This is a genomic window from Klebsiella sp. GN_Kp190 (genome assembly GCF_040061795.1).
Classification (GTDB): Bacteria; Pseudomonadota; Gammaproteobacteria; order Enterobacterales; family Enterobacteriaceae; genus Klebsiella; species Klebsiella michiganensis.
Genome location: NZ_JBEAFN010000011.1, coordinates 113,376 through 126,275, shown reverse-complemented (window position 1 = coordinate 126,275; position 12,900 = coordinate 113,376). Strand labels below are relative to the sequence as shown.

Genomic DNA, 12,900 nt, shown 5'->3' with positions numbered 1-12,900 from the left:
GTCTTATTTCAGACCGGACGCTTCGCGCAGCTGGGCCGCTTTGTCGGTTTTTTCCCACGGGAAATGCTCGCGGCCAAAGTGGCCGTATGCCGCCGTCTCTTTGTAGATCGGGTGCAGCAGATCCAGCATCTGAATCAGGCCATACGGACGCAGGTCAAAGAACTCGCGCACCAGCAGGGTCAGCTGCTCAGAAGGCACTTTTTCGGTACCGAAGGTTTCAACCATGATTGAAGTTGGCTCCGCCACGCCGATGGCGTAGGAAACCTGGATTTCGCAACGATCGGCCAGGCCAGCGGCAACGATGTTTTTCGCCACATAGCGCGCCGCATAGGCCGCAGAACGGTCCACTTTAGACGGATCTTTACCGGAGAACGCGCCGCCACCGTGACGAGCCATGCCGCCGTAGGTATCAACGATGATTTTACGCCCGGTCAGGCCGCAGTCGCCCATGGGGCCGCCGATAACAAAACGGCCGGTTGGGTTGATAAAGAATTTGGTCGCGCTGTTCAGCCACTCGGTCGGCAGAACCGGTTTGATGATCTCTTCCATCACCGCTTCCTGCAGCGATTTCTGATCGATGCTTTCGGCGTGCTGTGTGGAGAGAACGACCGCATCAATACCGACAACTTTGCCGTCGTCGTACTGGAAGGTGACCTGGCTTTTCGCATCCGGGCGCAGCCACGGCAGGGTGCCGTTTTTACGCACTTCAGCCTGACGCTGCACCAGACGATGCGCATAGGTGATCGGCGCCGGCATCAGCACGTCGGTTTCGTTAGTGGCGTAGCCAAACATCAGGCCCTGGTCGCCCGCGCCCTGTTCCAGCGGATCGGCACGGTCAACGCCCTGGTTGATGTCCGGAGACTGTTTACCGATGGCGCTCAGCACCGCGCAGGAGTTGGCGTCAAAGCCCATATCGGAATGCACGTAGCCAATTTCACGGACCGTGTTGCGGGTGATCTCTTCGATATCAACCCATGCGCTGGTGGTGATTTCACCACCGACCAGAACCATACCGGTTTTGACGTAGGTTTCACATGCTACGCGCGCTTTCGGATCCTGTTCGAGGATCGCATCCAGCACGGCGTCGGAGATTTGGTCAGCAATTTTGTCGGGATGCCCTTCTGATACGGACTCTGACGTAAAGAGGTGTTTTGCCATGTTTTATTTCACCTGTGGACGATTCGGGTAGCTCATACTGTTGTGTAGAATGGCTTTGACGGATGACTCTACCAAAGCTTGCAGGTAGTGACACGAGCAGTCTGAGTGTTAATCAGTATAGATGGATTAACTTCTGGACGGCTATTTTAGGGCAGTTCTTGACCCCATTTCCAGCCTTTTTTGATATTCGTCGCATTTATAGAAAAAGGGCAGTGGCAATTTTTCCTGACAATACCCGGCAACGCGCATATTTTTATTTTGCTTTTTACCCCGCTTCTCGGTATAAAACGCCGCGCGCGGCTCATTAAAACAGCGCACGAGCACTCACCTCGTGACGCCACTTCCAGCCGGGTTAAGCAGTCTCTATTGACAGAGTCCCGCAGCGGCGTTTTCGCTGGCTGTCCGGAACCTATAGCTTTGGCTTGTCGCTGGCCCGACTCGGGGCAGTGTGGAGGTGATACCAGATAATGAACCCACGTTTTTCGCCTGATTCGTCGCGTCGTTCCGTCGCGCGTCACTACTCCTCAATCCGCATCTCTCTCATGCAAACCAGCCGATGTTCTACCCATCTCGGCGCTTCTCAGGATTCCCGGGCCGGCAGGCTGCTGGAAAACTGAACAAGGGCGCTCTTGCGATAGCAAGGGTTTTCTCGTGGTTTCTCCGGACTGTCATACTCCGTTCGGGTACGTGTTTTACGATGATATGAATAAGAAACCGGTCGCTCAGCCGCAAGACCAGCACTATCTACTGGGATTTCGGACTGTTTATGGGTTGTTATCGCTTCTTCGGATTGCGATAGTAGTCAACTGTTTTACACTTGTTACTAAAATTTGAGGTTCGCTATGTCTGACGACATGTCTTTATCTTCGCCTTCGTCAGCAGGCGATCACGGTGTACTACGTTCCATGCAGGAGGTTGCGATGAGCTCCCAGGAAGCCAGCAAGATGCTACGTACTTACAATATTGCCTGGTGGGGTAATAACTACTACGACGTTAACGAACTGGGCCATATTAGCGTCTGCCCGGATCCTGACGTCCCGGAAGCGCGCGTTGACCTTGCCGAGCTGGTGAAAGCGCGTGAAGCTCAGGGGCAGCGCCTGCCTGCACTGTTCTGCTTCCCGCAGATTTTGCAGCACCGCCTGCGTTCGATTAACGCCGCCTTTAAACGCGCGCGCGAATCTTATGGCTATAACGGTGACTACTTCCTGGTTTATCCGATCAAGGTTAACCAGCATCGCCGCGTGATTGAATCGCTGATCCACTCCGGCGAGCCGCTGGGTCTGGAAGCGGGCTCTAAGGCCGAGCTGATGGCGGTACTGGCGCACGCCGGTATGACCCGCAGCGTGATTGTCTGTAACGGTTATAAAGACCGTGAATATATCCGCCTGGCGCTGGTGGGCGAAAAGATGGGCCACAAGGTCTATCTGGTCATCGAGAAAATGTCCGAAATCGCCATCGTGCTGGAAGAGGCCGAGCGGCTGAACGTGGTGCCGCGTCTCGGCGTGCGCGCGCGTCTGGCTTCGCAGGGCTCCGGTAAGTGGCAGTCCTCCGGCGGCGAAAAATCCAAATTTGGCCTCGCGGCGACCCAGGTTTTGCAGCTGGTTGAAATTCTGCGCTCAGCCGGGCATCTGGACAGCCTGCAGCTGCTGCACTTCCACCTTGGCTCGCAGATGGCCAATATTCGCGATATCGCCACCGGCGTGCGTGAATCGTCGCGTTTCTACGTTGAGCTGCACAAGCTGGGCGTGAATATTCAGTGCTTCGACGTTGGCGGCGGTCTCGGCGTCGACTATGAAGGGACCCGTTCGCAGTCCGACTGCTCGGTGAACTACGGCCTGAACGAATACGCCAACAACATCATCTGGGCGATTGGCGATGCCTGTGAAGAGAACGGCCTGCCGCATCCGACGGTGATCACCGAATCCGGCCGCGCGGTCACGGCGCACCACACCGTGCTGGTATCGAATATTATCGGCGTTGAGCGTAACGAATATACCGAGGCGACCCCGCCCGCGGAAGACGCCGCGCGTCCGCTGCAAAGCATGTGGGAAACCTGGCAGGAGATGCAGGAAACCGGCAATCGCCGCTCGCTGCGCGAATGGCTGCACGACAGCCAGATGGATCTGCACGATATTCATATCGGCTACTCCTCCGGCACCTTTAATCTTCAGGAGCGCGCCTGGGCCGAGCAGCTGTATCTCAATATGTGCCATGAAGTGCAGAAACAGCTCGATCCCAGCAACCGCGCGCATCGCCCAATTATCGACGAACTGCAGGAGCGTATGGCGGATAAGATCTACGTCAACTTCTCCCTGTTCCAGTCGATGCCGGACGCCTGGGGTATCGATCAGCTATTCCCGGTGATGCCGCTGGAAGGGCTGAATATGGTGCCGGAACGCCGCGCGGTGCTGCTGGATATCACCTGCGACTCCGACGGCGCGATTGACCACTATGTGGATGGCGACGGTATTGCGACCACCATGCCGATGCCGGAATACGATCCGGATAACCCGCCGATGCTGGGCTTCTTTATGGTAGGCGCCTACCAGGAGATCCTCGGCAATATGCACAACCTGTTCGGCGATACGGAAGCCGTCGACGTGTTTGTCTTCCCTGACGGCAGCGTCGAAGTGGAGCTGTCTGATGAAGGGGATACCGTCGCGGATATGCTGCAGTACGTGCAGCTCGATCCGAACACGCTGTTGACCCAGTTCCGCGATCAGGTGAAAAAGACCGATCTCGACGCTGACCTGCAGCAGCAGTTCCTTGAAGAGTTCGAGGCCGGTTTATACGGCTACACTTATCTGGAAGACGAGTGATCTATGCCCTCTCCGTAGCGGAGAGGAAAGAGGGAGAGAGAAGCCTGGTTCGCCACTTGCCAGACTCACTTGAACGCGTAGACATTTACGGCGATAATTCGGCCAACTAAGCAGTAAACTCATTCAAACCCTTCCTCGTCGGGCCTAACGACGCGGAAGGGTTTTTTTATATTTGTATTTCAATACAACGACTGTAAAAGAGGTCATACCCATGAGCACCTTAGGTCATCAATACGATAACTCCCTGGTATCCAACGCATTTGGTTTTCTGCGTCTACCGATGAATTTCATGCCGTACGACAGCGATGCGGACTGGGTCATCACCGGCGTACCGTTTGATATGGCGACCTCCGGACGCGCGGGCGGCCGTCATGGCCCGGCGGCGATCCGCCAGGTGTCGACGAACCTTGCGTGGGAGCACAACCGCTTCCCGTGGAATTTTGACATGCGCGAGCGCCTGAACGTCGTGGACTGCGGCGATCTGGTTTACGCCTTTGGCGACGCGCGTGAAATGAGTGAAAAGCTGCAGGCCCACGCGGAAAAACTGCTGGCGGCAGGAAAACGCATGCTCTCTTTTGGCGGCGACCACTTTGTGACGCTGCCGCTGCTGCGCGCTCATGCGAAGCACTTTGGCAAAATGGCGCTGGTGCATTTCGACGCCCATACCGATACCTACGCCAATGGCTGCGAATTTGACCACGGCACCATGTTCTATACCGCGCCGAACGAAGGCCTGATCGACCCGCACCATTCAGTGCAAATCGGCATTCGCACCGAGTTTGATAAGGACAACGGGTTTACCGTGCTGGATGCGGGTCAGGTTAACGACCGCAGCGTCGACGACGTGATCGCTCAGGTGAAACAGATCGTCGGCGATATGCCGGTGTACCTGACCTTTGATATCGACTGCCTGGATCCGGCGTTTGCCCCGGGTACCGGTACGCCGGTGATCGGCGGGCTGACTTCCGATCGGGCGATCAAGCTGGTGCGCGGCCTGAAGGATCTGAACATCGTCGGCATGGACGTGGTGGAAGTCGCGCCGGCCTACGACCAGTCCGAAATCACCGCCCTGGCGGCGGCGACGCTGGCGCTGGAAATGCTCTACATTCAGGCGGCGAAAAAAGGCGAGTAATCAGGTCGCTCACAGCGTGCGTTTTCCTCGAACGACCTGGAGGCGCAGTGCTTGCTCCGGCCTAAGAATAAGTGCAGATTGTGTTGCCGGGTAAGGTGTGAGCCGCTACCCGGCATACCGATAAGCTCCCCCAATTCTGTTTGTTATGCCACTTGGGGAGCCGGGGCTTACTTAATCCCGTCGGCCTTCATGCGATCGCGGATATGCTGAGCGCGGGCTTCCGATGCCGGGTGGTCATCAAACATGGAGCTTTGGCGTCCGGCTTCCAGCTGCGCCAGTTTCTCGAAGCTGGTGGCAAGTCCTGCCGGATTAATGCCGCGCTTGCGCAGCAGATCGTACGAGTAGTCGTCCGCTTCCGATTCCTGACGTTGGGAGAACTGCGAGTTCACCAGCTTCTCGCCCAGATCGCCCAGCTGCGACTGCGACAGGCTGCCGACGATGCCGCCCGCGGAGGCCGCCGCCGCGCGTACCGCGTTGGTGCCCAGCGCTACCTGCATCCCTTTCTTCACGTGGCCCAGCGCGACGTGACCCATTTCGTGGCCGATAACCGCTTCGACTTCATTATCATTCATCAAATCCATCAGTCCGCTGTAAACGCGGATGCAGCCGTTAGCCATGGCGAAGGCGTTAACGTCTTTAGTTTGATACACCTTGTAGTTCACCGGCTGGCCGTTGATGTTGTCCCCCAGCGCGGCGGCGATTTTACTCAGGCGTTTGCTGTATTCACTGCTGGCAGGCGCGATAGTCGCTTTCGCATCCATCTCCTGACAGGCTTTGTCGCTTAAGGCTTTCACCTGCTCGTCGCTGAGCGAATAAGCCTGAAAAGCCTCCGCGCCGGAGCTAAGCAGGCCGTTGGAATCCATGTTCTGGCATCCGGTAAGCGTGGCTGCGATCCCAAGGGCAAGAAGAGCTGAGCGAATTTTCATTTTTTATCTTCCACAATCTTATGGTTATTTATCCGAAAAAACGGCGATGGCTGCCTGCCGTATCCTGTGCAAATTATAAATACTATATGAGAATGCGGGCGAGAGGATTACGCCGTAGCACAACGTGTTCCAGAGATTTCTTAAACGGCAAAAGGATGCTCCATGTACATGCTTTGCCGCTTAGGTTACATTGTTCACACTTTTTTCCGGCGTAGCCCAAAACGCGCTGTCGTCAAGTCGTTGCGGGCATGGCCTTCATTATCCGATCTGGAGTCAAAATGTCCTCACGTAAAGAGCTTGCTAACGCTATTCGTGCGCTGAGCATGGACGCAGTACAGAAAGCCAAATCCGGCCACCCGGGTGCCCCGATGGGTATGGCTGACATTGCCGAAGTCCTGTGGCGTGATTTCCTGAATCATAACCCGCAGAACCCGTCCTGGGCCGACCGCGACCGTTTTGTCCTGTCCAACGGCCACGGTTCCATGCTGATTTACAGCCTGCTGCACCTCACCGGTTATGATCTGCCGATTGAAGAGCTGAAGAACTTCCGTCAGCTGCACTCTAAAACCCCGGGTCACCCGGAAGTCGGCTACACCGCGGGCGTGGAAACCACCACCGGTCCGCTGGGGCAGGGTATTGCGAATGCGGTTGGTATGGCCATCGCGGAGAAAACTCTGGCGGCGCAGTTCAACCGCCCGGGCCACGACATTGTTGACCACTTCACCTACGCGTTCATGGGCGACGGCTGCATGATGGAAGGTATCTCTCACGAGGTATGTTCTCTGGCCGGTACCCTGAAACTGGGCAAGCTGGTGGCGTTCTATGACGACAACGGCATCTCTATCGACGGTCACGTGGAAGGCTGGTTCACCGATGACACCGCGAAGCGTTTTGAAGCCTACGGCTGGCACGTGGTGCGCGGCGTTGACGGTCACGATGCTGACTCGATTAAACGCGCGGTAGAAGAAGCGCGTGCGGTCACCGACAAACCGTCCCTGCTGATGTGCAAAACCATCATCGGTTTCGGTTCGCCGAACAAAGCCGGTACCCACGACTCCCACGGCGCGCCGCTGGGCGACGCGGAAATCGCGCTGACCCGCGAAGCGCTCGGCTGGAAACACCCGGCGTTTGAAATCCCGTCTGAAATCTATGCCCAGTGGGATGCCAAAGAAGCCGGCCAGGCGAAAGAGTCCGCGTGGAACGAGAAATTCGCTGCCTACGCCAAAGCCTTCCCGCAGGAAGCTGCCGAGTTTACCCGCCGTATGAAAGGCGAGATGCCGGCTGATTTCGACGCGAAAGCGAACGAATTCATCGCGAAGCTGCAGGCTAACCCGGCGAAAATCGCCAGCCGTAAAGCGTCCCAGAACGCCATTGAAGCTTTCGGCCCGCTGCTGCCTGAGTTCCTCGGCGGCTCCGCTGACCTGGCGCCAAGTAACCTGACCCTGTGGTCCGGCTCTAAGGCCATCAACGAAGACGCTGCCGGTAACTATATCCACTACGGCGTGCGTGAATTCGGTATGACCGCGATTGCCAACGGCATCGCCCTGCACGGTGGTTTCCTGCCGTACACCTCCACCTTCCTGATGTTCGTCGAGTACGCGCGTAACGCGGTACGTATGGCGGCGCTGATGAAGCAGCGTCAGGTGATGGTCTACACCCACGACTCCATCGGTCTGGGCGAAGACGGCCCGACGCACCAGCCGGTTGAGCAGGTGGCTTCCCTGCGCGTCACCCCGAACATGTCAACATGGCGTCCGTGCGACCAGGTAGAATCCGCCATCGCGTGGAAATACGGCGTAGAGCGTCAGGACGGCCCGACCGCGCTGATCCTCTCCCGTCAGAACCTGGCGCAGCAGGAGCGTACCGAAGAGCAGCTGGCGAACGTCGCCCGCGGCGGCTACGTGCTGAAAGACTGCGCGGGACAGCCGGAGCTGATCTTCATCGCCACCGGTTCTGAAGTGGAGCTGGCGGTTGCCGCTTACGAAAAACTGACTGCCGAAGGCGTGAAGGCGCGCGTGGTTTCCATGCCGTCCACCGACGCGTTTGACAAGCAGGATGCCGCTTACCGTGAAGCCGTGCTGCCGAAAGCCGTCTCTGCGCGCGTGGCCATCGAAGCGGGTATCGCCGACTACTGGTTCAAATACGTGGGCCTGAACGGCGCGATCGTTGGCATGACCACCTTCGGTGAGTCTGCGCCGGCGGAGCAGCTGTTTGAAGAGTTTGGCTTCACCGTGGATAACGTGGTCGCGAAAGCGAAAGCACTGCTGTAGTTCTTTTACCGCCTCCGGGCTACGGGCCAGCGCGGTCGGGTAGCCCGGACAGGTGCGCAGCGCCGCCTCCGTGTAAAAACTCTGGCTGCCGCCGTAAAAAACGGGTCGCTCTGGCGGCCCGTTTCTTTTTCAGACCATCCTCAGCACTCTGCCTTTTTCCAGAAGCACCCGGCGGGAAAAGTGCCGCCGTGTAAACGCCTCATCGTGGCTGATGGCCACTACGCTGGTCCCTCTTTTGCGGCAAACCGCCAGCCACGCTTCAAATATTGCCAGCCAGTGCTGGTCAAAATCGCGGCTGGGTTCGTCAAGCAGCAGTATTTCTGGCGCCATGGCTTCCAGAGTGGCGACGGCGACCATCCTGCGTTGGGCGGTATGTAAATCCAGCGGATGCGCGTCGGCTACGCTCTCCAGCCGGCATAATTTCAGCGCCGCCGCGGTGCGTTGCGCAACCTCCGCAGGAGGCAATTTCTGGAGCCGCAGCCCAAAGGCGAGCTCTTCCGCGACTTTGCTGTGGAAGAGCTGGTTTTCGGCCTCCTGAAACAGCACGCCGATGATATTGGCGCGTTGACGGTTTTTGTATTGCGCAATCGGCTTATCCAGCAAATTGACGGTACCGGACGTGGCGGGTAGCAGTCCGGCCATCACCCGCAGCAGGGTGGATTTTCCCGCGCCGTTATCGCCGGTGAGCGCCAGCCATTCCCCCTGGCCGAGCGTCAGCGAGATATTTTGCAAACAGTCAGCCGTCGCGCCGGGCCAGCGCCAGGTCACCTGATTCAACGTTAGCATAGTGGGGAAAGCGCTCCATCGTGCAGTCGCCATCCCTGCTGACACCAGGCAAGAAAAGGCGAAGGGGGGCGTTCAAAAAGGATAATCAATGAACGCTGCGCCAGCGCCCAGTGCCCCAGGCGCTCCAGAAGCATAGCGCTTGCCTGCGTCGTCAGGCGGCTAAAGGCTTCGTCAAGGATCAGTAGCGTTGGCCGCATAGCCAGCGCGCAGGCGATCGCCACCCGCTGGGTTTCTCCCCCGGATAGGGTGGAGGGGTGGCGATGTCGTAACGCCTGGCACGCCGTCAGCGTCAGCGCTTCGTCAATACGGCGCATAATCTCCTCTTCGCTGAGGCAGAGATTTTCAGGGCCAAAAGCGACCTCTTCTTCGACGCTGAAGGTACAGCCGGAAAGCTGGAGATAGGGTGATTGCTGGACCAGCTGGATGGTCTGCGCCCGTTCGACCAGCGATTGCTGGCCGATGGGGATACCAAGCAGGGTGCCTTTACCTTCGATATCGCCGGGCAGAAAATCCGGATACCAGCCCGCCATAATCTGCGCCAGAGTGCTTTTCCCGCTGCCGCTATCGCCAAAAATCGCCACAATGCCGGGCTGCGAATAATGAAAATCAAAGCATGCCGCAGATTGCGCCGCCTGGGTCGGGTGATAGCGGAATTGTTCTAACGTAACCATAGCCAGGCTCCAGCTTCAGCGACCATCGCCAGCAGCATGCCGTAACGCGCCAGACGTTGTAAGGCGCTGTCTTTCGGCGCCCAAAGCGTGGTGCGCCGACGATGTAAACGAAATGCCCGCATATCCAGCGCCGCTCCGCGTATCGCCAGATCGTTAAGCGCGTTGTGGGTCAGAGGGATAATGAGCGCAGGCATAGCGCGCAGCCGCTGATAGCCGTTCTCGTCCAGCGGTACGCCGCGGGCGCGTTGGGCCTCGTGGATAATCGTCAGCTGGCGCTTTAGCTGTTCGACAACCAGCAGCGGGCCAGCGAACAGATAAGCGACGCCCGGCGGCAGGCGTGAAGCAAACAGGGCGCGAATAAAGCGCTGTACCGGTACGTACTCCATCCACAGCTGTGACGTTGAAACAATCGCCAGAATTCTCAGCCAGAGCGTGATGGCGCTGGCCCAGCGCTGCGGGTCGCGGGGGTGGCCGCTCAGCCACTGGGTAAACCAGCCGCCGTGGACCAGCCACAGGCCAATGCCCAGCGAGAAGAGGAGCCAGGCGACGTATTTTGCCCGCCGCCGCGTCGCCCTGAACAGCAGCAAGCTGAGAAACGCCGCTGCGCTATAAACCGGCAGCGCCGTCTCTGCGGGCAGCAGCAGCGTAGTCGCCGCCGCCAGCGCCCAGAGGGTTAATGACGTAAAAGGGTGCATTAGCGTACGGCAGACATCGCAGGAAACTGACGCAGCGTGCGCAGCGGCAGCTGGCGCAGCAGGATCCAGACGATAATCGCGGTAAGGATTTTATCCACCAGATTAGCGCCTAAGACGGTAATCGCCACCGATTCCAGCAGATTCTGACCTGCCGAATGGATCCAGGCGACGAACAGATCCGCGCCGCTGCCCGTCACGCCGCCGAACAGCGCCGTACGCAGCGGTACGGCGACCGCGGTCACGGCGAGGGTAATGACAACGCCGCTAATGACCACCTTCGGTAAGGTGCGGAACCATCCCGCGCGCGCCAGCCATCCGGCGACCAGACCAATCACCATCGCCACCGGCGCAAAGGCGGCGGCAATCGGATCGGTCAGCAGCCCCCACAGGAGGTTGGTCAGTAACCCGGTCAACATGCCAATGACCGGGCCGAGTAAAACCGCGCTGATTAAGGTGCCGATCGAATCGAGAAAGATGGGAAGCTTTAACAGACTGATGAGCTGTCCGCCGATCATATTGATGGCGACGGCGATCGCAATCAGCACCAGGGACTGGCTGGTAAATTGGCGACGAGCCATAGAAACCTCTTTAAGGGGAAAAGTTATCGGGATGAAATGACCAGTTCGTCATAGCCGGAAACCGCGCACGGCTGACGGCTAAACGCCAGGGAGGTCAGTTCGCCTATCACCAGCTCAAGGGTGGTGCGGACGGTACAGCCGGGCATCATATGGCCGCCGAGCATGGCGCCTTGCGAATCGGATATCGCTAAATGGAGATGTTCACCTTGCCATTCCAGCGTGCCGTTCAGGGAGATAACCTCATAGGTTCCGGTCAATAAAGTGGTCTCATCCTGGCCGGCAAAACGTAATGCCGCATGGCTTAAGCTGCCGGTACAGCCGGCTATCCAGGCAGCCTGAATCTGTTGCTCTTGTATGAAGGCGCGCAGGTGTGAAAAAACCTCATCGCCCGGAAGTAAGCGAAGCGCATAGTAACGAGCCGCAGAGGGCTGCAAGTGGGGGATTGTCATTTTTTCGAGGGACTCCGAGACTCGGACGTAACGGTCATCATATCGCCGCTATACGGTATAGTTTCTGATATAAATCAGTGTTTGCCGCCCGGCAACGAAAAGATTTTGCTACGCTTATTCGTCATTGTGGAATAGGGAATAAATTCCGCGGCAGAGAGGGTAAAAGTGTGATGTAAGTCAGATAAATGGTTTCTCCGGCTGGACAATCATTCCTTTTATTCCTTGTTTGGCTTATTCTAGCTGAAGCGTTTCAGTCGTCTAAATGTTCGACAATTAATCAATCAGTCGCAGTTTGCGACAGGTAAGGTTTCCCTTAGAGCGTTGCTGCATTACTCTGTCAGCCACCTCATATCATGGATAGCCTTGCAGGAGACCTATGACCATACGCATTGCGATTAATGGCTTCGGTCGCATCGGGCGTAACGTGGTTCGTGCTTTGTATGAATCCGGGCGTCGTGCGGAAATTACCGTGGTGGCAATCAATGAACTGGCGGATGCTGCCGGCATCGCGCATTTATTGAAATATGACACCAGCCATGGGCGCTTTGCCTGGGATGTACGTCAGGAGAGAGAGCAGCTGTTTGTTGGCGACGATGCCATTCGTCTTCTGCATGAATCTTCCCTTGAGGCGTTGCCCTGGCGGGAACTGGCGGTTGATGTGGTGCTTGACTGTACCGGCGTTTACGGCAGCCGCGAGCATGGCGAAGCCCATCTTCAAGCCGGCGCCAGAAAAGTGCTTTTTTCACACCCTGGCGGCAACGACCTCGACGCGACGATCGTTTTTGGCGTAAACCATGCTGAGCTCAGAACCGAGCACCGTATCGTCTCCAACGCCTCCTGCACCACCAACTGCATTATTCCGGTCATTAAGCTGTTAGATGATGCCTACGGCATAGAGTCAGGAACGGTAACCACGATCCACTCATCAATGAACGATCAGCAGGTCATTGATTCCTGGCATCCGGATTTACGCAGGACGCGAGCGGCCAGCCAATCAATCATCCCGGTTGATACTAAGCTTGCTGCGGGGATCACGCGTTTTTTCCCTCAGTTTAACGATCGCTTTGAAGCGATCGCGGTTCGTGTACCGACGATTAATGTGACGGCGATCGACCTTAGCGTAACGGTAAAAAAACCGGTAAAAGCAAGTGAAGTCAACCAGTTGCTGCAAAAAGCAGCACTGGGTGCATTTCATGGTATAGTTGACTATACGGAATTGCCGTTAGTCTCGATAGATTTCAACCACGATCCCCATAGCGCCATCGTTGATGGCACGCAAACGCGGGTAAGTGGCGCGCATTTGATCAAAACGCTGGTCTGGTGCGATAACGAATGGGGCTTTGCTAACCGGATGCTCGACACCACGTTAGCGATGGCCGCACAAGGTTTCAGGTAAGGCGCTCAGGCGCCTGCAAA

General features: G+C 57.2%; 13 protein-coding genes. 6 read left to right on the top strand and 7 right to left on the bottom strand.

What is annotated here, in order from left to right:
• Positions 1-3: 3 nt before the first annotated feature.
• Positions 4-1,158 carry a methionine adenosyltransferase gene (gene metK, locus ABLU67_RS08845; protein WP_014226830.1) on the bottom strand — a complete coding sequence of 385 codons (1,155 nt, stop codon included), beginning with the start codon at positions 1,156-1,158 and terminating at the stop codon, positions 4-6.
• A gap of 467 nt (positions 1,159-1,625) precedes the next feature.
• Between metK and ABLU67_RS08840 the strand changes: the two genes are divergently transcribed.
• The 4 genes from ABLU67_RS08840 to speB all read left to right on the top strand — a co-directional run bounded on the left by ABLU67_RS08840 (position 1,626) and on the right by speB (position 5,109).
• Positions 1,626-1,775, top strand: a complete 150-nt coding sequence (locus tag ABLU67_RS08840) for a hypothetical protein (protein WP_155774231.1) — start codon at positions 1,626-1,628, stop codon at positions 1,773-1,775.
• 85 nt (positions 1,776-1,860) lie between these two features.
• On the top strand, positions 1,861-1,992 hold the full coding sequence (gene yqgB, locus ABLU67_RS08835; RefSeq protein ID WP_075210876.1) for an acid stress response protein YqgB: 132 nt from the start codon (positions 1,861-1,863) through the stop codon (positions 1,990-1,992).
• A gap of 8 nt (positions 1,993-2,000) precedes the next feature.
• A complete protein-coding gene (speA, locus tag ABLU67_RS08830; protein WP_014226827.1) occupies positions 2,001-3,977 on the top strand; it encodes a biosynthetic arginine decarboxylase in 1,977 nt (658 codons plus the stop codon).
• Between the two features lie 211 nt (positions 3,978-4,188).
• Positions 4,189-5,109 (top strand): agmatinase, encoded by a 921-nt coding sequence (gene speB, locus ABLU67_RS08825; protein WP_004105690.1) that lies wholly within the window; start codon positions 4,189-4,191, stop codon positions 5,107-5,109.
• Between the two features lie 167 nt (positions 5,110-5,276).
• Here the strand turns inward: speB and ABLU67_RS08820 are convergent, their stop codons facing one another.
• Positions 5,277-6,035, bottom strand: a complete 759-nt coding sequence (locus ABLU67_RS08820) for a M48 family metallopeptidase (protein ID WP_014226826.1) — start codon at positions 6,033-6,035, stop codon at positions 5,277-5,279.
• A gap of 278 nt (positions 6,036-6,313) precedes the next feature.
• Between ABLU67_RS08820 and tkt the strand changes: the two genes are divergently transcribed.
• Positions 6,314-8,305, top strand: a complete 1,992-nt coding sequence (gene tkt / locus ABLU67_RS08815; RefSeq protein ID WP_049084510.1) for a transketolase — start codon at positions 6,314-6,316, stop codon at positions 8,303-8,305.
• Positions 8,306-8,434: 129 nt separating this feature from the next.
• Here the strand turns inward: tkt and ABLU67_RS08810 are convergent, their stop codons facing one another.
• From ABLU67_RS08810 to ABLU67_RS08790, 5 genes are read right to left on the bottom strand one after another with little or no spacing between them, the layout of a single operon-like run.
• Positions 8,435-9,091: an ATP-binding cassette domain-containing protein gene (locus tag ABLU67_RS08810; RefSeq protein WP_348852255.1), complete on the bottom strand. Its 657-nt coding sequence runs from the start codon at positions 9,089-9,091 to the stop codon at positions 8,435-8,437.
• A complete protein-coding gene (locus ABLU67_RS08805; protein WP_348852254.1) occupies positions 9,085-9,762 on the bottom strand; it encodes an energy-coupling factor ABC transporter ATP-binding protein in 678 nt (225 codons plus the stop codon). Before ABLU67_RS08805 ends, ABLU67_RS08810 begins: the two co-directional genes overlap by 7 nt.
• Positions 9,750-10,457 carry an energy-coupling factor transporter transmembrane component T gene (locus ABLU67_RS08800; RefSeq protein ID WP_014226822.1) on the bottom strand — a complete coding sequence of 236 codons (708 nt, stop codon included), beginning with the start codon at positions 10,455-10,457 and terminating at the stop codon, positions 9,750-9,752. The genes ABLU67_RS08805 and ABLU67_RS08800 overlap by 13 nt, the downstream gene beginning before the upstream one ends.
• On the bottom strand, positions 10,457-11,035 hold the full coding sequence (locus ABLU67_RS08795; RefSeq protein WP_014226821.1) for an ECF transporter S component: 579 nt from the start codon (positions 11,033-11,035) through the stop codon (positions 10,457-10,459). Before ABLU67_RS08795 ends, ABLU67_RS08800 begins: the two co-directional genes overlap by 1 nt.
• 23 nt (positions 11,036-11,058) lie before the next feature.
• Positions 11,059-11,484 (bottom strand): PPC domain-containing DNA-binding protein, encoded by a 426-nt coding sequence (locus ABLU67_RS08790; RefSeq protein WP_348852253.1) that lies wholly within the window; start codon positions 11,482-11,484, stop codon positions 11,059-11,061.
• 376 nt (positions 11,485-11,860) lie between these two features.
• On the opposite strand from ABLU67_RS08790, the gene epd reads away from it, so the two are divergent.
• Positions 11,861-12,880, top strand: coding sequence for an erythrose-4-phosphate dehydrogenase (gene epd, locus ABLU67_RS08785; RefSeq protein WP_014226819.1), 1,020 nt, complete (start codon positions 11,861-11,863; stop codon positions 12,878-12,880).
• The last annotated feature ends 20 nt before the right edge of the window (positions 12,881-12,900 follow it).

What these genes read in the sequence shown, in the direction of transcription:
- metK (WP_014226830.1), bottom strand. Translation starts at nt 1,158, where the DNA reads ATGGCAAAACACCTCTTTACGTCAGAGTCCGTATCAGAAGGGCATCCC.
- ABLU67_RS08840 (WP_155774231.1), top strand. Translation starts at nt 1,626, where the DNA reads ATGAACCCACGTTTTTCGCCTGATTCGTCGCGTCGTTCCGTCGCGCGT.
- yqgB (WP_075210876.1), top strand. Translation starts at nt 1,861, where the DNA reads ATGAATAAGAAACCGGTCGCTCAGCCGCAAGACCAGCACTATCTACTG.
- speA (WP_014226827.1), top strand. Translation starts at nt 2,001, where the DNA reads ATGTCTGACGACATGTCTTTATCTTCGCCTTCGTCAGCAGGCGATCAC.
- speB (WP_004105690.1), top strand. Translation starts at nt 4,189, where the DNA reads ATGAGCACCTTAGGTCATCAATACGATAACTCCCTGGTATCCAACGCA.
- ABLU67_RS08820 (WP_014226826.1), bottom strand. Translation starts at nt 6,035, where the DNA reads ATGAAAATTCGCTCAGCTCTTCTTGCCCTTGGGATCGCAGCCACGCTT.
- tkt (WP_049084510.1), top strand. Translation starts at nt 6,314, where the DNA reads ATGTCCTCACGTAAAGAGCTTGCTAACGCTATTCGTGCGCTGAGCATG.
- ABLU67_RS08810 (WP_348852255.1), bottom strand. Translation starts at nt 9,091, where the DNA reads ATGCTAACGTTGAATCAGGTGACCTGGCGCTGGCCCGGCGCGACGGCT.
- ABLU67_RS08805 (WP_348852254.1), bottom strand. Translation starts at nt 9,762, where the DNA reads ATGGTTACGTTAGAACAATTCCGCTATCACCCGACCCAGGCGGCGCAA.
- ABLU67_RS08800 (WP_014226822.1), bottom strand. Translation starts at nt 10,457, where the DNA reads ATGCACCCTTTTACGTCATTAACCCTCTGGGCGCTGGCGGCGGCGACT.
- ABLU67_RS08795 (WP_014226821.1), bottom strand. Translation starts at nt 11,035, where the DNA reads ATGGCTCGTCGCCAATTTACCAGCCAGTCCCTGGTGCTGATTGCGATC.
- ABLU67_RS08790 (WP_348852253.1), bottom strand. Translation starts at nt 11,484, where the DNA reads ATGACAATCCCCCACTTGCAGCCCTCTGCGGCTCGTTACTATGCGCTT.
- epd (WP_014226819.1), top strand. Translation starts at nt 11,861, where the DNA reads ATGACCATACGCATTGCGATTAATGGCTTCGGTCGCATCGGGCGTAAC.